Source organism: Pseudomonas sp. LBUM1671, assembly GCF_059695685.1.
The window spans coordinates 386422-406376 of record NZ_CP166782.1; the positions used below are offsets into that span (position 1 = coordinate 386422).

At 60.3% G+C, this 19955-nt stretch carries 18 protein-coding genes; 5 read left to right on the forward strand and 13 right to left on the reverse strand.

Features of this window, described 5'->3' with window-relative positions; all coding sequences use genetic code 11:
- Positions 1-40: 40 nt before the first annotated feature.
- The 3 genes from ubiB to ubiE are packed head-to-tail and all read right to left on the reverse strand — an operon-like array spanning position 41 to position 3035.
- Positions 41-1645, reverse strand: coding sequence for a ubiquinone biosynthesis regulatory protein kinase UbiB (gene ubiB, locus ACA060_RS01810; RefSeq protein WP_497315051.1), 1605 nt, complete (start codon positions 1643-1645; stop codon positions 41-43).
- Complete coding sequence (locus ACA060_RS01815) at positions 1642-2265, reverse strand: ubiquinone biosynthesis accessory factor UbiJ (protein ID WP_497315053.1); 624 nt, start codon at positions 2263-2265, stop codon at positions 1642-1644. The genes ubiB and ACA060_RS01815 overlap by 4 nt, the downstream gene beginning before the upstream one ends.
- Entirely contained in the window at positions 2265-3035 is a 771-nt protein-coding gene (gene ubiE, locus ACA060_RS01820) for a bifunctional demethylmenaquinone methyltransferase/2-methoxy-6-polyprenyl-1,4-benzoquinol methylase UbiE (protein ID WP_007948968.1), read from the reverse strand. The genes ACA060_RS01815 and ubiE overlap by 1 nt, the downstream gene beginning before the upstream one ends.
- Before the next feature lie 155 nt (positions 3036-3190).
- On the opposite strand from ubiE, the gene ACA060_RS01825 reads away from it, so the two are divergent.
- The 3 genes from ACA060_RS01825 (at position 3191) to ACA060_RS01835 (ending at position 5019) form a co-directional block, all read left to right on the forward strand.
- Complete coding sequence (locus tag ACA060_RS01825) at positions 3191-3466, forward strand: polyhydroxyalkanoic acid system family protein (protein ID WP_497297044.1); 276 nt, start codon at positions 3191-3193, stop codon at positions 3464-3466.
- Between the two features lie 238 nt (positions 3467-3704).
- Entirely contained in the window at positions 3705-4127 is a 423-nt protein-coding gene (locus ACA060_RS01830; RefSeq protein WP_497315055.1) for a phasin family protein, read from the forward strand.
- A gap of 10 nt (positions 4128-4137) precedes the next feature.
- Positions 4138-5019, forward strand: coding sequence for a phasin family protein (locus ACA060_RS01835; protein ID WP_109627549.1), 882 nt, complete (start codon positions 4138-4140; stop codon positions 5017-5019).
- 191 nt (positions 5020-5210) lie between these two features.
- Here ACA060_RS01835 and ACA060_RS01840 read toward each other — a convergent pair whose 3' ends face one another.
- The 10 genes from ACA060_RS01840 to ACA060_RS01885 form a co-directional block, all read right to left on the reverse strand.
- A complete protein-coding gene (locus tag ACA060_RS01840) occupies positions 5211-5831 on the reverse strand; it encodes a TetR/AcrR family transcriptional regulator (RefSeq protein WP_033055348.1) in 621 nt (206 codons plus the stop codon).
- Between the two features lie 59 nt (positions 5832-5890).
- Positions 5891-7573: a class II poly(R)-hydroxyalkanoic acid synthase gene (phaC, locus tag ACA060_RS01845; protein ID WP_497315057.1), complete on the reverse strand. Its 1683-nt coding sequence runs from the start codon at positions 7571-7573 to the stop codon at positions 5891-5893.
- Positions 7574-7687: 114 nt separating this feature from the next.
- The gene (gene phaZ, locus ACA060_RS01850; RefSeq protein WP_084322545.1) at positions 7688-8542 is read right to left on the reverse strand and encodes a poly(3-hydroxyalkanoate) depolymerase; all 855 of its coding nucleotides are present in this window, start codon (positions 8540-8542) and stop codon (positions 7688-7690) included.
- A 221-nt stretch (positions 8543-8763) separates the two neighbouring features.
- The gene (gene phaC, locus ACA060_RS01855; RefSeq protein ID WP_109627554.1) at positions 8764-10443 is read right to left on the reverse strand and encodes a class II poly(R)-hydroxyalkanoic acid synthase; all 1680 of its coding nucleotides are present in this window, start codon (positions 10441-10443) and stop codon (positions 8764-8766) included.
- Positions 10444-10701: 258 nt separating this feature from the next.
- Positions 10702-11082 carry a gamma-butyrobetaine hydroxylase family protein gene (locus tag ACA060_RS01860; protein ID WP_109627556.1) on the reverse strand — a complete coding sequence of 127 codons (381 nt, stop codon included), beginning with the start codon at positions 11080-11082 and terminating at the stop codon, positions 10702-10704.
- A 206-nt stretch (positions 11083-11288) separates the two neighbouring features.
- Positions 11289-12626 carry an ATP-dependent protease ATPase subunit HslU gene (hslU, locus tag ACA060_RS01865; protein WP_109627557.1) on the reverse strand — a complete coding sequence of 446 codons (1338 nt, stop codon included), beginning with the start codon at positions 12624-12626 and terminating at the stop codon, positions 11289-11291.
- A 54-nt stretch (positions 12627-12680) separates the two neighbouring features.
- Complete coding sequence (gene hslV / locus ACA060_RS01870) at positions 12681-13211, reverse strand: ATP-dependent protease subunit HslV (RefSeq protein WP_007899242.1); 531 nt, start codon at positions 13209-13211, stop codon at positions 12681-12683.
- Positions 13212-13501: 290 nt separating this feature from the next.
- Complete coding sequence (locus ACA060_RS01875) at positions 13502-14206, reverse strand: SPOR domain-containing protein (protein WP_109627561.1); 705 nt, start codon at positions 14204-14206, stop codon at positions 13502-13504.
- 1 nt (position 14207) lies between these two features.
- A complete protein-coding gene (argS, locus tag ACA060_RS01880) occupies positions 14208-15944 on the reverse strand; it encodes an arginine--tRNA ligase (RefSeq protein WP_497315061.1) in 1737 nt (578 codons plus the stop codon).
- Between the two features lie 237 nt (positions 15945-16181).
- Entirely contained in the window at positions 16182-18401 is a 2220-nt protein-coding gene (locus ACA060_RS01885; protein WP_497315063.1) for a primosomal protein N', read from the reverse strand.
- Positions 18402-18761: 360 nt separating this feature from the next.
- Between ACA060_RS01885 and rpmE the strand changes: the two genes are divergently transcribed.
- Together rpmE and ACA060_RS01895 are read left to right on the forward strand one after the other, a co-directional pair.
- On the forward strand, positions 18762-18992 hold the full coding sequence (gene rpmE, locus ACA060_RS01890) for a 50S ribosomal protein L31 (protein WP_077747612.1): 231 nt from the start codon (positions 18762-18764) through the stop codon (positions 18990-18992).
- A gap of 14 nt (positions 18993-19006) precedes the next feature.
- Complete coding sequence (locus ACA060_RS01895; protein WP_497315065.1) at positions 19007-19807, forward strand: thermonuclease family protein; 801 nt, start codon at positions 19007-19009, stop codon at positions 19805-19807.
- Positions 19808-19955 lie beyond the last annotated feature (148 nt).

The window sequence follows — 19955 nt, forward strand, 5'->3', positions numbered from 1 at the left end:
CCAAGCGTTGAAACAGTGTGCCAGCGTGCGGTGGCTCTGGCTATCGGCGAACGACCAGATACAAACCGACGGCCACCATGAGGCCGGCCGGCCAGTGGCCCAGTTCGTTCAACGGCCCGCCCGCCGCGAGTATGGTGCCGCCGGCCAGGTGCGCACAGCCGAGCAGACGCAGGAACCAGTCGTCCTTGCGCTTGTGCCACGGTGGTGGCGGGTCGTTGGCGTGGGGTTGGGACATGCGCTCAAGCAGGTCGCGGGCCATGTTGGTCAGGTGCGGAATCTGTTCGAACTGGCTCTGCACGTTGCCGAGCAAGGCTTTGGGGCTGACGCGCTCGCGCATCCAGCGTTCGAGGAACGGCTGCGCGGTGTTCCACAAATCCAGATCCGGGTACAGCTGACGGCCCAGGCCTTCGATGTTCAACAGGGTTTTTTGCAGCAGCACGAGTTGCGGTTGCACTTCCATGTTGAAGCGTCGAGCGGTCTGGAACAGGCGCATCAGCACCTGACCGAATGAAATATCTTTTAATGGTTTTTCGAAGATCGGTTCGCACACCGTACGGATCGCTGCTTCGAATTCGTTGAGTTTGGTTTCCGCCGGTACCCAGCCCGAATCGATGTGCAATTGCGCCACACGCCGGTAATCGCGCTTGAAGAACGCGAACAGGTTACGCGCCAGGTAATCCTGGTCTTCCGGGGTCAGGCTGCCGACGATGCCGCAGTCGATCGCAATGTACTGCGGGCTCCACGGATTTACGGTGCTGACGAAGATGTTGCCCGGGTGCATGTCGGCGTGGAAAAAGCTGTCGCGAAACACCTGGGTGAAGAAGATTTCCACACCGCGTTCGGCGAGCATTTTCATGTCGGTGCGCTGGTCGGCCAGGGTCGCCAGATCGGTCACCTGAATCCCGTAGATGCGCTCCATCACCAGCACTTTTGGCCGGCACCAGTCCCAATAGACTTGCGGCACATACAGCAGCGGTGACCCGTCGAAGTTGCGCTTCAATTGGCTGGCGTTGGCCGCTTCGCGCAGCAGGTCGAGTTCGTCATAGATGGTTTTTTCGTAGTCCAGGACCACGTCCACCGGGTGCAGCAGGCGCGCGTCGGCCGAGAGCTTTTCGGCGGCGCGGGCGAGGATGAACAGCCACGCCAGGTCCTGGGCGATGATCGGTTTCAAGCCCGGGCGGATGACTTTGACGACGACTTCTTCGCCGGTTTTCAGCTGCGCGGCATGCACCTGCGCTACTGAGGCCGAGGCCAGCGGTTCAACGTCGAAGCGGCTGAAGACCTCACTGATCTTCTTGCCGAGCTGCTCTTCGATCAGGTTGACCGACACCTGCGAGTCGAACGGCGGCACGCGGTCCTGCAGCTTCATCAGCTCATCGGCGATGTCTTCGGGCAGCAGGTCGCGGCGCGTCGAAAGGATCTGCCCGAACTTGATGAAAATCGGCCCAAGGTCCTGCAACGCCAGGCGCAAGCGTGCGCCACGGCTCAGGTCCAGCGTCTTGCGCGGGAACCAGCGCCACGGCAACGCATAGCGCAGCGCCAGCAGAAACCAGGGCAGCGGCAGGGCGAACAACAGGTCATCGAGGCGGTAGCGAATCACAACGCGCTGGATGCGCAACAAACGGCGGACGGCAAGCAGCTTCATGCGTTATCGCTTGGGTCGAGGGATCGGGAAAGGCGCTCGAAACGCGCCTCGAGACGTTCCAGATCGAGCTTGATCTGGTCCAGTTCACTGAAACGGGCTTCGGCTTCGCGCTGACCGACGAGGGTGCGCGATTCTTCGGCCAGGTATTCGCCCAGATTCTGATTCAGGCTGGCGAAGCCTTGCTGATACCAGCGTGCGCGACTGCGCAGGTGCCCGCTGACCAGTTGCGTGGCCACAGGCCCCAGCCAGCGCGAGAGTTCGTACTCCCAGTCCAGCTCAAGGTCCTGAAGGACCGCCGCCAGTTCCAGCAGTACGCCGCTGTCACCGTCAAGCTCGACTTCCGGGCCATGCAGCACCGAAGTCTTGTCCTTGCTCATCGCCAGTTTCAACAGGCTTGAAGCCGGTGCGCGCAAGGTGCAATCGGCGCCGGTTTCCCAGTGGGAGGCGAGCATCAGGCCTTCGTCGCTGGGCAAAATGAACAGTTGCAGCGCCGGGCTGCGGCAATCGACGGCAATCACTCTACCGCTCAAATGCGCCAGCCGCGGCAGCGCCGTACTGTCGAGACGCAGCACCCGGTTCAGACCGAGTTCAACGCTGGCGAGCAGGCCGGCCAGCAGCATCAGGGTTTGATGCCGCGGTGCAGGGCGACGATACCTGCGGTCATGTTGTGGTAAGTCACGCGGTCGAAGCCGGCTTCGACCATCATCGACTTCAGGGTTTCCTGATTCGGGTGCATGCGGATCGATTCGGCCAGGTAGCGATAGCTTTCCGAGTCGTTGGTGATCAGCTTGCCCATCAGCGGCATGAAGGCGAACGAGTAAGCGTCGTAGGCTTTGGACATCAGCGCGTTGGTCGGTTTGGAGAATTCCAGCACCAGCAAACGGCCGCCTGGCTTGAGTACGCGCAGCATCGAGCGCAGGGCGTCTTCTTTATGCGTCACGTTGCGCAGACCGAAGGCGATGGTCACGCAGTCGAAATGGTTGTCCGGGAACGGCAGCTTTTCAGCGTCGGCCTGAACGAATTCGACGTTGCCGGCCACACCCAGGTCCAGCAGGCGGTCACGACCGACCTTGAGCATGGATTCGTTGATGTCGGCCAACACCACCTGGCCGGTCGGACCCACGAGGTGCGAGAATTTCTTGGTCAGGTCGCCCGTGCCGCCAGCGATGTCCAGCACGCGGTTACCGGTGCGAACGCCCGACAGCTCGATCGCGAAACGCTTCCACAGGCGGTGCATGCCGCCCGACAGGAGGTCGTTCATCAAGTCGTACTTGGCCGCTACCGAGTGAAAAACCTCAGCGACTTTTTCCGCTTTCTGGCTTTCCGGAACGTTTTTGAAGCCGAAGTGAGTGGTGGGTTCGGCATCGCTGCCTTTGCGCTGATCAGTCATATCGCTGTCACCAAAAGAGAATGCGGGACATTCTAATCCCGGTGGCCTGCTTTGTCTTGGCAAGGCTGCAGGTAAGATAGGCAACCACCGGGACGTTTTGCCGCAGCAGCGGTCAAGATGCTTCAGGAAAGCATTCATAAAGCAGGAGTCATTCGATGGCCCGTATTAGTGTTGAACGTGCCCACGGCCTGGGCAAGGAAGCGGCCCGCGAGAAGGCCGACCAGTTGGCGCAGAAACTGTCCGATCAATATGGCCTGGAGCCGCAGTGGTCCGGCGATGTGCTGAACCTCAAGCGCTCCGGTGTTAAAGGCGCGGTGCATGTCGGTGAAGATTCGATCCGCGTCGATGTGGAGTTGGGCCTGATGATGTCGGCCATGAGCGGCATGATCAAATCGGAAATCGAAAAGGCTCTTGATAAGGCTCTGGTCTGATTTCGAATTGAGGCCCCTGTGGGAGCTAGCCTGCTAGCGATAGCGGTTCATCAGTCAACAACAATGTCGACGGATAAATCGCTATCGCTAGCAGGCTAGCTCCCACATTTGTTTTGTGGTGTGTCCGAAATTTTATGTCAGTTGTTAGGGTGCCGTTTCTAATTTTTCTCCCTACTTTGTGCCTGAGCCCGACACTTTCGCGGGCAGTTCCTCAAACCTTCTGCGCGTGAGGTGCACCATGGCCAAAGTTATTCTGAAGAAAAAAATCGACGCATCGACCACTGCTCTGGGCGACGTCAAATCCTATGCCCGCAAGATCTGGCTGGCAGGCCTGGGGGCCTACACCAAGGTTGGCCAAGAGGGCAGCGAGTACTTTCAAGAGTTGATCAAGGCTGGTCAAACTGTTGAAACCAAAGGCAAAAAAGCAGTTGCCGAGAAACTTGAAGCGGCTAACTCAGAGATCGATGAAGCCAAGAGTGAAGTGAGCACTTTCAAAGCCAAGGTCGAAGTTCAACTCGACAAGGTCGAGAAGGCTTTTGACTCGCGTGTCGCAAGTGCCTTGAATCGTATCGGCATTCCGTCTAAACATGACGTTGAGACACTCTCTGCTAAGCTCGATGAGCTGACGGCATTGCTCGAACGCGTCGCGCGTAAATCTTAAGGAGAACGGGATGGCTGGTAAAAAGAACACCGAAAAAGAAGGCAGCTCGTGGATTGGGAAAGTCGAAGACTACTCCCGCAAGATCTGGCTGGCTGGTTTAGGCGTGTACTCGAAGATCGACACTGACGGCAGCAAACTCTTCGATACATTGGTTAAAGACGGCGAGAAAGCCGAGAAGCTGACCAAGAGCGCAGTCGGCAAGAAAGTCGATGACGTCAAGGATTCCGCTTCGTCGGCCAAGTCGCGCATCAGCGGCGTGAAAGATCGTGCGCTGGGCAAGTGGGATGAGCTGGAAGGGGCTTTCGACAAGCGCCTGAACAGCGCCATTTCGCGCCTGGGTGTGCCGAGCCGCAATGAAGTGAAAGCGCTGCACAGCAAGGTCGATACCCTGACCAAGCAAATCGAAAAACTCACTGGCGCCAAGGTGGCGCCTGTTGCGGCGAAAACTGCAGCGGCCAAACCTGCTGCTAAACCACTGGCCAAGGCTGCCGCTAAACCGGTCGCCAAAGCCGCGTCGAAAGTTGCGTCCGCAGCCAAGTCCGCTACCAAAACTGCCGCCGCTAAACCTGCTGCAGCCAAGGCAGCGGTCAAATCGGTCGCCGCCAAAGCCGCAGCAAAACCAGCGGCTAAAACAGCTGCCGCTAAACCGGCTGCTAAAACTGCAGCGGCCAAACCGGCAGCCAAGCCAGCGGCAAAACCTGCCGCAGCGAAGAAGCCAGCAGTGAAAAAACCGGCCGCTCCTAAAGCTGCCGCACCAAAACCAGCAGTGGCTGCCGCCAAACCGGCAACCTCGCCGACTCCGGCCAGCACCTCGAACTCTGCTGCCGCGCCGACCCCTGCTGTAACCCCGACTGCCGCGCCAGCTCCATCGACGCCAACCAGTCAGTCCTGATTTTCAGGGCTCAAGAAAACGCCCGGCCTGCAAAGGTCGGGCGTTTTTGTTTGTGCACGGATCTGCAAACACCGCAGCCCCTGTGGGAGCTAGCCTGCTAGCGATAGCGGTTCATCAGTCACAACAATGTCGACGGATAATCGCTATCGCTAGCAGGCTAGCTCCCACAGGGGGGCGGCGGTGTTCAGGGGTTACTCGTGTTCTTCCAGGTATTGCAGCGCCAGTTGCTCAGTCGCGACCTTGATCGGCGGCAGTAAATGCGGCGCCACCAGCATCATGATCTGATACACCACCAACCTCACTTCACCCTCGCGATCAAGAATCCGCTGGTAGTCCAGCGAGAACAGCAGCGTCATGGTGATCTGCTCCACCAATTGCCCTAGCGCTTGAGTGTCGCTGACCAACTGCCCCTGAGCCTTCAATCGCGCCAGCAATGAAGCCAGCGTGCGCTTCAGTGCATTGAGCAGGTTGCGGATTCCCTTGGCCAGTTTCGGCAAGCGCCCGGCCAGGTTCGACAGGTCCTGAAACAGAAACCGGTAGTGGGCCAGCCGCTCGACGATCAGGTGCAGGAACAGCCAGTAATCCTCCGGCGCCAATTCCACATCGGCCGGCGGATCAAGCAGTGGCGCAAGCTCGGCCTGGAAACGCTCGAACAATCCGAGAATCAGCGGTTCCTTGCCGTGGAAGTGGTAGTAGAGGTTGCCCGGGCTGATCCCCATTTCGTTGGCAACTTCCATGGTGGAAACGTTCGGTTCACCCTTCTGATTGAACAATTGCAGGGCACATTCGAGGATCCGGTCGCGGGTTTTCATCCAGTCTTCTTAATGGTCGAGTCATGCCACGGCAGACGTGTGCCGTGGTTCGTTATCAGTCAGCGCACACGAACGTAAGTGCCGGGTGCCGCCTCCAGCGGTGGATAGTTCTGGTTGCCGAGGGTCATGTGGGTTTCTTTTTGCGCACCCGAGCGTTCCTGAATCCAGCCCAGCCATTGCGTCCACCAGCTACCGTCGACTTGCTTGGCGTCGTAATACCAGGCCCGTGGATCGCTGCTCAGTTTCGTGCTCTCGACGAAGTTGGCTTTCGGGTTCGACGGCGGGTTGAGGATGCTCTGTACATGACCGCTGTTGGACAGCACGAAGCGTCGCTCGCCACCCAGCAGCAATGTCGAGCGATACACCGCATCCCACGGCGTGATGTGGTCGTTGATACCGGCCACGCTGAAGCTGTCGACGGTGACTTTCTGCAAGTCGATCGGCGTGCCGCACACTTCCAGTCCGCCCGGATGACCCAGCGGGTTGTGCTTGAAGAAGTCCAGCAGGTCGCCATGCAAGGCCGCTGGCAAGCGCGTGTTGTCGTTGTTCCAGTAGAGGATGTCGAACGCTGGCGGCTCCTTGCCCAACAGGTAGTTATTGACGAAGTAACTCCAGATCAAATCGTTGGGGCGCATCCAGGCAAAGACCTTGGCCATGTCGCGGCCGTCCAGCACACCTTTCTGATAGGAACGACGCTTGGCGGCTTCCAGGGTCTGTTCGTCAGCGAAAAGAGTCGCCGGAGAGTCCATCTGACTGTCGAGCAAGCTCACCAGATACGTCGCGCTGGACACCCGCCGCAGTTGCCGCTTGGCCTGCAAGTGGCCTTGCAGCGCGGCGATGGTCAGCCCGCCGGCGCAAGCGCCCATCAGGTTGACCTCGCGAGCACCGGTGATCGCGCGGCAGACGTTCATCGCTTCTTCCACCGCTTCGACGTAGGTCGACAGACCCCATTCACGGTGACGCACATCCGGGTTGCGCCAGCTGATCATGAACGTCTGCAGGCCGTTTTTCAGGGCGAACTGGACGAAGCTGTTGTGCGGGCTCAAGTCGAAAATGTAGTACTTGTTGATCTGCGGCGGCACCACCAGCAGCGGTTTGGAATACTGCTTTTCGCTCATCGGCTTGTACTGGATCAGCTCCAGCAGTTCGTTGCGAAACACCACGGAACCGGTGGTGGTGGCGACCGTTTTGCCGACCTCGAAAGAGTGCTTGGTGACTTGTCTGGGCAGGCCGTCGTTATGCAGGAAGTCATCGAACAAGTGGCTGATGCCGCGCACCAGACTGTGGCCGCCGGAGTTGAAGATCTCCTTGATCGCCAACGGATTGAGCAGGGAGTTGGACGGCGCCACGGCGTCGTTGAGCAAGGCGAACGCGAAGTGGGCGCGAGCGCGATCGTCCGGGGTCATGTTGCTTTCGTCGATCCAGCTTTTGACCTGCTTCTGCCAGCTCAGGTAGGCCTGCAAACTGCGGCGATAAAACGGGTTGAGGCTCCACGCCGGGTCGGCGAAGCGATTGTCCTGCGGGTTGGTCGGGTGCAGGGTTTCACCCAACAGCACGCGGCCCAGTTGGCCGCCGAGTTTCAAGGCATGTCGGGCGCTGTGCACCGGGTTGCGCAGGCCATGGGCGGCAACGCTGCGCAGGGTCGACAACAGATCCCGGCCACGCAGGCCGGTGATCGCACTCTGTGCGTTGATGAACGCGGCGGGAGTGGGCAAAAAGTCCCTCGCTGGTTTTTCGCGCATGAATCAACACTCCTTCGTCTTCAAGCCAAATACAAATACACCGAACCAGAACACCATAGACGCTGTTGCGGGTTGTTGCGCGGTACGGCGTCCTGCCGACCGACAATGGGCCGGTTAACCGCCCAATGGCGCCGGATGCGGGTGCATCACGGCGCGCTGACGCTCCTCCTCGAGGAATTTCATGATGATCGGTGCCACGGCTTCGGCGCGGGTAATCAGGAACAGGTGCCCGTCATCGATGATGTGCAGCTGAGCATTGGGAATCCGCCAGGCCAGCACGCGCATGTTGATCAGCGGGATCAGCGGATCGTCGTCGCCGGCCAGCACCAAGGTCGGCTGATGGATCTTGTGCAGCCAGTGAATGCTGGTCCAGCCAAGCCCGGCGAACAGCTGCCAGTAGTAACCGAGCTTGCCCGCCGAACGCACTTTCGCTGCGTGGCTGGCGGCCAGGGTCGGGTCGCGACGGAACGAACCGCCATAGATCATCGGCGCAATGCGGATCACGTGGGACGGCTGGATGTAGCGCCGTGGGCTGGCCATCATCCACAGCACTTTCGGTTTGCCCGGCACCATCACCGCACCGGCCGCCGTGGCCGCCAGCACGAGTTTCTTGCAGCGCTCGGGATAGTCGTACGCGAACTGCTGGGCGAGGGCGCCGCCCCAGGAAACGCCGATGACGTTGACCTTTCCGTAGTCGAGGTAGTCGAGCATCCGTGCCGTGAGTTTCGCCAGCCCCGGAAAACGGTACGGCCGATTGGGCGTCGAGGAACCGCCGACACCGGGTACGTCGAAGGCGATGACTTCCAGGTCCGGGTCCAACGCCGCGACAAACGGAAACACCAGCTCCAGGTTGGCGCCGATGCCGTTGAAAATCAGCAAGGGCGTCAAGTGAGGCTTGCCGGGGCGTACCGCCGTGCGGAGGGTCTGGCCATCCAGGTCGACGGTACGGAATATGAACGGTTGCGGCATGCTTCAGGCCCTGTGGGTTAATTCATCCCCATTCCCCCCTGTGGGAGCGGGCATTTGTGGCGAGGGGATTTATCCCCGTTGGGTGGCGAAGCCGCCCCAAAACCTGCAACCTCGGTGTATCAGTTACACCGAGTGCGTTGGTTTACGACTGCTTCGCAGTCGAACGGGGATAAATCCCCTCACCACAAAAGCTCCCTTCTACAGAGGGAGGGGTGTGTCGGTTACCGCTCGTGTACATAAGTGCCGGGTGCTGCTTCGCCGGCCGGATAGGCCTTGTTGCCCAGGCTCGCCGGGGATTTCTTCAGCTTGCCCGAACGCTCGGCCTGCCAGGCCTGCCAGTGCAGCCACCAGGAGTCAGTGTGCTTGGTGGAATTCTCTTGCCATTCTTCGGCTTTAACCGGCATTTCCGTGCTGGTCATGTAACGTGACTTAGGGTTGCCCGGCGGGTTCAGAATGCTTTGGATATGCCCGCTGCTGGACAGCACGAACTCAACCTTGCCGCCAAACAACTGCGCCGACTTGTAGCAGGACTTCCACGGGGTGATGTGGTCGTTGGTGCCGGCCAGGGAAAAGATGTCGGCCGTGACCTGTTTCAGGTCGATCGGCGTGCCGCACACTTCCAGTGCGTCGGGACGAATCAGCGGGTTGTTCTTGAACATTTCGATCAGGTCGCCGTGGAACGCGGCGGGTAACCGGGTGGTGTCGTTGTTCCAGAACAGGATGTCGAATACCGGCGGCTCGTTGCCCAGCAGGTAGTTGTTGACCCAGTAGTTCCAGATCAAATCGTTGGGGCGCATCCAGGCGAAGACTTTCGCCATGTCGCGGCCTTCCAGCACACCGGCCTGATAGGAATGGCGCTTGGCGGCTTCGAGGGTCTGCTCATCGACGAACAGGGCTACGTCACTGTCCAGGGTGGTGTCCAGCACGCTGACCAGCAACGTCAGGGCGTTGACCTTCTTCTCGCCGATCGCGGCGTAGTGGCCCAGCAGGGCGGTGCAGGTGATGCCGCCGGAGCAGGCACCGAGCATGTTCACGTCTTTGCTGCCGGTGATCGCGGTGACCACGTCGACCGCTTCCTTCAGCGCCTCGATATAGGTCGACAGACCCCACTCGCGCTGCTCCTTGGTCGGGTTGCGCCAGCTGACGATAAACGTCTGCACGTTGTTGCGCAGGCAGAAGCGCGCCAGGCTCTTGTCCGGGCTCAGGTCGAATACATAGAACTTGTTGATTTGCGGTGGCACCACCAGCAGCGGTCGCTCGTGCACCTGCTCGGTGATCGGGCGGTACTGGATCAATTCCAACACGTCGTTGCGGAACACCACCGCGCCTTCGGTCACGCCCAGGCTCTTGCCGACTTCAAACGCGCCCATGTTGACCTGGCTCGGCATGCCGCCGTTGTGCACCAGATCCTTCGCCAAATGCGAGAGGCCGTCGAGCAGGCTTTTGCCGCCCGTCTCGAAGAAGCGTTTGACCGCTGCCGGGTTGGCCGCACTGTTGGTCGGGGCCATGGCTTCGGTCATGAGGTTGATCACGAAATGCCCGCGACTGACGTCTTTGGGCGGCAGATTGCTGTCGTCAATCCAGTCGTGGAGTTCCTTGCGCCACGCCAGGTAAGTTTGCAGATAACGTTTGTAGAGCGGGTTCTGGCTCCAGGCCGGATCGGCGAAGCGACGGTCATCGCTGGTCGGTTGAAGCTCCGATTTACCGAACAACACATTCTTCAGTTCAAGGCCGAAATGGGCGACATGCTTGGCACTGTGAATCGGTTGTCTGATGGCCTGCCTGAGCACCATACGAGCAGACGCCAGCAGATCCTTTCCACGCAGCCCAACGACAGGATTCAGCCCCAAGGTGTTTTCCGAGGCTTGATACTTCAAGTCATCGTTATTCTTGTTACTCATCTACGACGCTCCATTGTCCTGAGACGAGTACCTGGATCCAGCCGTGTTTTCACACAGCCAATGCCAGGTACTTCTGCTCGGGTGACCGTTAATTCTGCATCGCTGCTTTTTACGGCAGAGAGCACTGCAGGGAACTTGCCAGTTCCATTGGTTACCCGAGTTTAATTTTTTTCGCAAGCGGGCCAATCATTGACCCAGGAGCGGAGCATTCAAACAGATGGAATTAGAAAATGCCCTCTAAAGAGCAAGAGGGCTGACCTAGAGCATCAGCTTGACGATGGATTCGTTCGGATCGCGGGTTTTTCCGGCGGCTTTGAGCTCAGCAAGATAATCGTTCCAAAGCGCCTCCTGACGCACGCCCAGCTGGTACAGATATTCCCAGGTGAACAGGCCGCTGTCGTGGCCGTCGTCGAAGGTCAATTTCAGTGCGTACTGACCGGCCGGTTCTACCTTGGTCAGGCCTACGCCGATCTTGCCAAATTGCAGGATGGGATTGCCGTGGCCCTGGACCTCGGCGGAAGGAGAGTGCACGCGCAAGAACTCGGCGGGCAGGTGATGTTCCTCGCCGGACGCGTATTTCAGCGACAGGGTTTTCGAGGCTTTGTGCAGTTTGATGTCGGTGGGGAGTTGGGTCGTCATGGGGCCGATCTTCCGTCTGTATGGAGGCCCTGTGTTGGCGGGTGATCCTGTGGCGAGGGAGCTTGCTCCCGCTCGGCTGCGCAGCAGTCGTAAATCCGCAGAACGTGGTCTTCCTGATAAACCGCGTTCGCCGATTTTGGGGTCGCTGCGCGACCCAGCGGGAGCAAGCTCCCTCGCCACAGAAGCCCGCTCACACAGAATGAGACCTACAGGATATAACGGGACAGGTCTTCGTTTTGCGCCAATTCACCGAGGTGGCTGTTGACGTATTCGGCGTCGATCAGGATCACCTTGTCATCGTGGGCACTGGCCAGGTCGCCGGCGCTGAACGACACTTCTTCGAGCAGACGCTCAAGCAACGTGTGCAGGCGACGGGCACCGATGTTCTCGGTCTTCTCGTTGACCTGCCAGGCGATCTCGGCGATGCGCTTGATGCCGTCCGGCTGGAACTCGATGGCCAGGCCTTCGGTTTTCAGCAAGGCGCAATACTGCTCGGTGAGCGACGCGTGCGGCTCGCTGAGGATGCGCTCGAAGTCTTCCGGCGTCAGCGCCTTCAGCTCGACACGAATCGGCAGACGACCTTGCAGCTCAGGCACCAGGTCGCTCGGCTTGCTCAGGTGGAACGCACCGGAAGCGATGAACAGGATGTGGTCAGTCTTGACCATGCCCAGCTTGGTGTTGACGGTGCAGCCTTCGATCAGGGGCAGCAAGTCACGCTGCACGCCTTCACGGGACACGTCGACGCCGCCGGAATTACCGCGCTTGGCGACCTTGTCGATTTCATCGATGAACACGATGCCGTGCTGCTCGACCGCTTCCAGAGCCTTGGCCTTCAACTCTTCATCGTTGACCAGGCGGCTGGCTTCTTCGTCACGCACCAGTTTCAGCGCTTCCTTGACCTTGATCTTGCGGTTTTTCTTTTTGCCCTTGCCCATGTTGGCAAACAGGCTCTGCAACTGGTTGGTCATCTCCTCCATGCCCGGTGGCGCGGAGATATCGACGCCGGCCATTTCGGCGACTTCGATTTCGATCTCCTTATCATCCAGCTGACCTTCGCGCAGGCGCTTGCGGAACAGCTGGCGGGTGTTGGAGTCGGCCGATGGGGCATCATCACTGTTGAAGCCCATGCGCGCCGGCGGCAACAGGGCGTCGAGGATGCGCTCTTCGGCGGCGTCTTCGGCGCGGTGGCGAACCTTGGTCATTTCCTGTTCGCGCAGCAGTTTGATCGCCGCGTCAGCCAGGTCACGAATGATCGATTCGACGTCGCGACCGACGTAGCCGACTTCGGTGAACTTGGTCGCTTCGACCTTGATGAACGGCGCGTTGGCGAGCTTGGCCAAGCGCCGGGCGATCTCGGTTTTACCGACGCCGGTCGGGCCGATCATCAGGATGTTCTTGGGTGTTACTTCAACGCGCAGCTCTTCAGGCAGCTGCATCCGGCGCCAGCGGTTACGCAGCGCGATGGCAACGGCGCGCTTGGCATCGTCCTGGCCGATGATGTGGCGATTGAGTTCGTGGACGATTTCACGGGGAGTCATGGACATAGTAATTGGCGGTCCTCTAGCAAAAGTGAGCCGTGGCGCTAGGCCGGAACAGGCTTACTCGGCGAGGTCCTGCTCCTCAATGGTGAAGGTGTGGTTGGTGAATACGCAGATGTCGCCGGCGATACCGAGCGCGGTTTCGACGATTTCCCGGGCCGACAGGTCGGTTTTCTTCAGCAGCGCGCTGGCGGCGGCCTGGGCGTAACCGCCGCCGGAACCCATGGCGATCAGGCCTTCTTCAGGTTCGACCACGTCGCCGTTGCCGGTGATGATCAGGGAGGCGTCTTTGTTCGCGACCGCGAGCATGGCTTCGAGGCGGCTGAGGGAGCGGTCAGTGCGCCATTCTTTGGCGAGTTCGACAGCGGCGCGAACCAGGTGGCCCTGATGTTTCTCAAGCTGGCCTTCAAAACGCTCGAAGAGAGTGAAGGCGTCAGCGGTGGCCCCGGCAAAACCGGCGATTACCTGGCCGTGGTACAGGCGACGAACTTTCTTCGCGTTGCCTTTCATCACGGTATTGCCGAGAGAAACCTGGCCGTCGCCGCCCATGACGACTTTGCCGTGGCGGCGAACTGAAACGATGGTGGTCAAGAGAGAGTCTCCACGCAGCGGGGCGAAAATGCCTTATGCCAACTCATATGGGGGTGGTGATGCGTTTTTCAACTGCGGGACGGGAGAGGGGACGAGCGGTGTGTCAGTTTGCAAAGGAGTGTGCAGGTGAATCGCCTGTGGCGAGGGAGCTTGCTCCCGTTCGGCTGCGAAGCAGTCGTAAATCCGGGTTTCGCGGTTTGTCTGGCAAACCGCGATGACTGAATTGGGAGCGCTCCGCACTCCAGCGGGAGCAAGCTCCCTCGCCACAAAAGCAGGTTGTTTTCGGGAGATTAGCGGTTCTGGCGTTGTTGTAACAACAGGTTGCTGAAGCCGGCGCCGGACAGTTGTTTCTGCGCCGTGGTGAGCTGTTCGCGATTGCTGAACGGACCAACCAAAACCCGATACCAGGTCTCGTCCTTGACCGTGCCGGATTCAACCGCCACTGCCTGGCCCAGCAAAATGATCTGCGCCCGAACCTTGTCTGCGTCAGCCTCCTTGCGGAACGAACCGGCCTGCAGGAAGAACTTGGTCACCGGGGCTGCTTTGGACACCGGTGGCGCTGGCGGCGGAGTGATCCCGGCCAGTGCCGCTTGAGCGCGCGCAGTATCAATTTTCGCCGCTTGCTCGGGCGTGACCGGCGTGGTCGGAATCGCCGGCACTTGTGGCGTCGGCAGGGTTTTCTCCGGTACGGCATCCGGTGGCACGATGACTTCCGATTCCGGCAGCAACGTGTAGAAGTCGTACTTCGGCTTCACCGGTTGCGTCGGGCTCGGCGGGGTCTTGTTGGCCTCGGCGATCTTGGCTTTCTGCTGCTCGATCTTCTCGCGCTTGACGCTCTCGCTGCCCTTGCCCGGTTCCAGTTTCATCAGGAACACAATGAACGCGCCGACCGTCAGGCCGATGGCCATCCACAGCCAGCCCGGGATCGGTTGCTTTGCAGGAGCTTGGTAACGGCTGGCGCCACGCTTGGGTGCAGGTTTTTTCTTGGCAGCCAACTTACATACGCTCCAGAGTTTCCAGACCCAAGAGTTCCAGGCCTTGCTTGAGAGTGCGGCCGGTCAGCGCGGCGAGGCGCAGACGGCTCTGCATTTGCGCCGGGGTGTCGGCGCTGAGGATCGGGCAGTTCTCGTAGAAACTGGAGAACAGGCCGGCGACATCGTACAGGTAGGTGCACAGGATGTGCGGTGTGCCTTTTTCGCACACGTTGTTCAGCACTTCACCGAACTGCGCCAGCTTGGCTGCCAATTCGTGTTCGTGCGCGGCTTCGAGGACGATCTGGCCTTCGACTTCGCTGAAATCCTTGCCTAGTTTGCGGAACACGCCGGCCACGCGGGTGTAGGCGTACAGCAGGTACGGCGCAGTGTTGCCTTCGAAGTTCAGCATCTGGTCGAAGTTGAAGCTGTAGTCGCTGGTGCGGTGCTTGGACAGGTCGGCGTACTTCACCGCGCCAATGCCCACGACTTTGGCGATGTTGCGCAATTCGTCTTCGGCAAGCGTGGGGTTCTTGTCTTTCACCAGGGTGTAGGCGCGTTCCTGGGCTTCGGTCAGCAGGTCGATCAGCTTCACGGTGCCGCCATCACGGGTCTTGAACGGACGGCCATCGGCGCCGTTCATGGTGCCGAAGCCCATGTGTTCCATTTCCATCGGGTGCGTCACGAAGCCAGCCTTGCGGGCGACCGCGAACACTTGCTGGAAGTGCAGCGCCTGACGCTGGTCGACGAAGTACAACGCACGGTCAGCCTTGAGCTTGCCGCTGCGATAACGCACGGCCGCCAGGTCGGTGGTGGCGTAGAGGTAGCCGCCGTCGGCCTTGACGATGATCACCGGCAGCGGGTCGCCGTCGGCGTTCTTGAATTCGTCGAGGAACACGCACTGCGCGCCATTACTCTCGACCAGCATGCCCGCGGCCTTGAGGTCGTTGACCACATTGATCAGGTCGTCGTTGTAGGCACTTTCGCCCATCACGTCGGCCATGGTCAGTTTGACGTTCAGCAGCTCGTAGATTTTCTGGCAGTGCGACAGCGAGATGTCTTTGAACTTGGTCCACAGGGCCAGGCAGTCCGGGTCGCCGGCTTGCAGCTTGACCACAAGGCCTCGGGCGCGATCGGCGAACTCTTCGGATTCGTCGAAGCGTTTTTTCGCCGCGCGGTAGAAATTTTCCAGGTCGGACAGCTCGTCGCTGGTGATCGGGTTTTCTTGCAGATAGGCCATCAGCATGCCGAACTGGGTGCCCCAGTCGCCGACGTGGTTCTGACGGACGACGTCGTCGCCGAGGAACTCCAGAACGCGCGCCACGCCGTCGCCGATGATGGTCGAGCGCAAGTGGCCGACGTGCATCTCTTTGGCCAGGTTCGGCGCCGACAGGTCAACCACGGTGCGCTGTGCCGGGCCAGCCTTGCGCACACCGATATGTTCATCGGCCAGGGCGGCGTCCAGGCGAGTGGCCAGGGCATCAGTGTTCTGGAAGAAATTCAGGAAGCCCGGGCCGGCGATTTCGGTCTTGCTGACGTTTTCGTCAGCCGGCAGCGCGGCGATGATTTTCTCTGCCAGATCACGCGGCTTCATGCCCGCAGGCTTGGCCAGCATCATGGCGATGTTGCTGGCGAAGTCGCCGTTCTTCTTGTCGCGGGAGTTTTCCACCTGGATCGCCGGCGACAGGCCTTCAGGCAACACACCTTCGTTGACGAGTTGGGTGATGGCTTGTTGGATCAGCTGGCGAATGGTGTCTTTCATGGTGTTCTCTTTCGACCGCAAGCGCGGCGGCGCTTCGATGCGCTAGTGGAAAAACTGGGCATTATCCGTGGCCCAGACGTGCTTGCCAACTATAGCGGGCAGGTTATGGATATGTGGTGACTATTAGGGCCTCTTCGCGAGCAAGCCCGCTCCCACAGTGAATCTGCGGTGTTCATACATTATGTGTCTGTCACAACCCCTGTGGGAGCGGGCTTGCTCGCGAAGGCGATTTCTAAATCAATACAAATCCACCGGATCGACATCCAGCGACCAACGCACCGCCCGGCCACTCGGCATCTGTTCCAGCACCAGCAACCAATTGGCGAGCAACCGATGCAACGGCGCCCGGGCCGTGGCCTGCAACAACAACTGCGCACGATACCGCCCCGCGCGACGCTCCATCGGCGCCGGCACCGGGCCGAGAAGCTCAATCCCGGTCAGATTCTGCTCAGCCAGCAAACGTTCGGCCTCGCTGCACGCCTCATCGAGAAAACCTTCGGCCTGCCCAGGCTTGTGCGCTTCGGCCCGTAGCAACGCCAAATGCGCAAACGGCGGCAATCCTGCAGAACGACGCTCACTCAAGGCCTGTTCGGCAAAGGCGAAATAGCCCTGTTCGGTCAGTTGCACCAACAGCGGATGATCGGCCAGGTGCGTCTGGATAATCACTTTGCCCGGCTCTTCGGCGCGCCCCGCACGGCCCGCAACCTGAACGATCAGCTGCGCCATGCGCTCGCTGGCGCGGAAGTCGCCGGAGAACAGCCCGCCGTCGGCATCGAGTATCGACACCAGCGTCACCCGTGGAAAGTGGTGCCCTTTGGCGAGCATTTGCGTGCCGACCAGAATGCATGGATGGCCTTTCTGGATGGTCGCGAACAGCTGATTCATCGCATCCTTGCGCGAGGTGCTGTCGCGGTCGACCCGCAGCACCGGAAAGTCCGGGAACAGGATCGCCAAGCGTTCTTCTGCGCGCTCGGTGCCGGCGCCCACCGGTCGCAAATCGACCTTGCCGCACTTCGGGCAGTGTCGAGGCACGCGCTCGACGTAGCCGCAATGGTGGCAGCGCAGTTCACCGGAGCGCTGGTGCACGGTCATTCGCGCATCGCAGCGCTGACACTCGGACATCCAGCCGCAGTCGTGACACAGCAGCGTCGGCGCAAAGCCGCGACGATTGAGAAACACCAACACCTGCTGGCCGGCCGCCAGCGTCTGACCGATGGCTTGCTGCATCGGCCCGGAAATGCCGCTGTCCAGTGGACGACTTTTGACATCGAGACGCAGGAATCGCGGCTGCTTTGCGCCGCCAGCACGCTCGTTCAGCCGTAGGAGGCCATACCGACCGGTGTAGGCGTTGTGCAGGCTTTCCAGCGAAGGCGTCGCGGAGCCGAGCACGATGGGGATGTTTTCCTGCCGCGCGCGCACCAACGCCAGATCGCGGGCGTGATAGCGCAAGCCTTCCTGCTGTTTATAAGAGCCGTCGTGCTCTTCGTCGATGATGATCAGGCCGGGATTTTTCATTGGCGTGAACAGCGCCGAACGGGTGCCGATGATGATGTCGGCGTCACCGTCCCGGGCGGCGAGCCAGGCTTCGAGGCGCTCGCGGTCGTTGACCGCTGAGTGAATCAGGGCGATGCGCGCATTAAAACGCTGCTCGAAGCGCGCCAGGGTTTGCGGGCCGAGGTTGATCTCCGGGATCAACACCAACGCTTGCTTGCCGGCTTCAAGGGTTTCGCGGATCAGTTGCAAATAGACTTCGGTCTTGCCGCTGCCGGTGACGCCGGCCAGCAGGAACGCGTGATAACTGTCGAACCCGGCGCGAATCGCCTCATAGGCGGCGCGCTGCTCCGGATTGAGCGGCAACTCCGGTTGCGCCAGCCAGTGTTCGTGGCGGGCGCCGGGGGCGTGCTTGCGGATTTCCACCTGCACCAGATCCTTGGCCAGCAACAGATCAAGACTGTCCTTGCTCAGCATCAGTTTGCTCAGCAATTGATGGGCGACGCCGTGAGGGTGTTGGGCGAGGGTCGCCAGGGCTTCACGCTGGCGGGGCGCGCGGGCGATGCGCGGATCGTCAAGGCTGGCGCCCGGCGCGGCGGACCAGAAGCGTTCCTGGCGCGCCTCGGCCAGTTCACCCTGACGCAGCAACACCGGCAGCGCCCAGCTCAAGGTATCGCCGAGGCTGTGCTGGTAATACTGCGAGGTCCACAGGCACAGCTTGAACAGCGCGGGCGGTAACGGCGGCGTGGCGTCGAGCAGGTCCAGGGCCGGCTTGAGCTTTTCCACCGGGACTTCGCTGGTGTCGGTGACCTCCACCAGAATCCCGATCATCTCCCGCCGGCCGAACGGCACCCGCAGGCGCATGCCCGGTTGCAACTGGGCGCGCAGGACGCCGGCCGGGGCACGGTAATCGAACAGACGGCGCAGCGGCGAAGGCAGGGCGAGGCGCAAAATGGCGTCGGGCACGCGGGGGATTCTCGTTGGACGGGGCAGTAAATGAAAGGCTGAACACGTAACCTGTGGTAGCGACCTGTGGCGAGGGGATTTATCCCCGTTCGGCTGCGAAGCAGTCGCAAATTCAATGAATACGGTTTTTCTGAGACACCGTAATCACCGCTTCAGAGCCGCTCCGAGACCCAACGGGGATAAATCCCCTCACCACAGGTCACTCCCGCAGGGACGCTGCTTTGGACCGGGAGCCTAGCAGACGGTCGGTAGAAGCGACAGCTTGCGCGATTGTCAATGTCTGATAGAATCCGCGGCCTAATTACGTGCGGTATTCAACAATAGTGTTGGGTGGCGGCACGCTAGCCCGAGGAAGACACCATGAAAGCTGATATCCATCCAGATTATCCAGTCATTGCTGTTACTTGCAGCTGTGGCAACAAGTTCGAAACCCGTTCGACCTTCGGCAAAGCTCTGCCGATCGACGTTTGCAACGAATGCCACCCGTTCTACACCGGTAAGCAGAAGACTCTGGATACCGGCGGCCGTGTGCAGCGCTTCGCAGACCGTTTCGGTGCTTTCGGCAAGAAAGCCCCTGCTGCTGCAGAGTAAGGTTCGAAAGCCTCATGGGCTTTACCTTGCTAATGAAAAAGGCGTCCCTAGCGGGCGCCTTTTTTGTGTCCGCGATTTGGCTGTCCGGCGCCCAGGCTTTCTGCCCGGTGCCGAGCGGCCTTACACCCGTCGCGGTGCAGCGGGTGGTGGATGGCGACACCTTGCGCCTGAACGATGGCCGCAGTGTGCGCATGATCGGCTTGAACACGCCTGAGCTGGGCAAGCAGGGCCGTTCAGACGAGCCGTTTGCCGTGGTTGCGCGCAAACGCCTGGAAGCGCTGGTTGCAGCCAGCGACGGACGCGTGAGTTTGCTGCCTGGTAAAGAGAGCCAAGATCATTACGGCCGCACGCTGGCCCATGTCTATGGTGCCAATGGCGCCAACCTCGAAGCGCAGATGCTCGCCGAAGGTCTTGGATTTCAAGTGGCGGTCGCGCCGAATGTCGATTTGGTCGGCTGCCAGCAAGCCGCCGAACGCAGTGCCCGTCAGGCCGGTCTTGGGCTGTGGCGGCAATCCCCTGTACTGAAAGCAGAGCAGATCAACGCTTCCGGTTTCGCCGTGCTCAGCGGTCGTGTGAGCAAGGTTCAGCGCAATCGCGGCGGGGTTTGGATTGAGTTGCAGGACGCGGTTGTATTGCGCGTTGCACCCAATTTGCTCGGGCAGTTCGATGTAGCGTCGCTTGAGCGGCTGAAGGGCAAGCAGATCGAGGCGCGTGGCTGGGTAGTGGATCGATCGCGCCGGGGCGGTTTGAAATCTGGGCAGGCGCGCTGGCTTCTGTCGCTCACCGATCCGTCGATGCTGCACGCGGCGCCCTGAGAAAAAGTTGTAGACATTTTTTCTGTTGATTGTGAACAGTCTATCCCTTGTGTTCCGTGGCTCTTGGCCCAAAGTCTTAGGGCAGGGCGCTTGACAGGGGTGACTGGTCAGTCTTGTGGGGACTTTGCGACACGCGTATCCTCGGCGG